The sequence below is a fragment of the Pseudoalteromonas sp. GW168-MNA-CIBAN-0100 genome (assembly GCF_040309225.1).
Lineage (GTDB): Bacteria > Pseudomonadota > Gammaproteobacteria > Enterobacterales > Alteromonadaceae > Pseudoalteromonas > Pseudoalteromonas arctica.
Map to the genome: position 1 here is coordinate 1 of NZ_JBEOOL010000573.1, position 271 is coordinate 271.

General features: G+C 60.1%; 1 protein-coding gene. It reads left to right on the forward strand.

The features are described from left to right. Window positions 1-271 (forward strand): hypothetical protein (locus AAEY62_RS22485; RefSeq protein WP_350636633.1); only part of this gene is annotated, 271 nt, incomplete at both ends.

Below are 271 nucleotides of genomic sequence, written 5' to 3' on the forward strand. Positions count from 1 at the left end.
GGCCTATGACGTGATGGCGGTGATCAACAAACTGGCGACCGTGGGTGAACTCAAAGTCATTGTTTCGAATGCCGACTGGGGCTACTCGGTGGGGCGCGTACCTGCGGACTGGAAGGCCGGCGCGTCGTTTTCAAAGGGTGTGGTCACCGAACTGCCGCTGATGACCCGTGTCTGCGTCAATGCCGAACGCGCCGTGCTGGCCGCGTTGAAATCCAGAGGCGCGTACGCAGCGGGTCTGCTGTTGAAGAAGTTGACTGGCGAGGAGTATGTC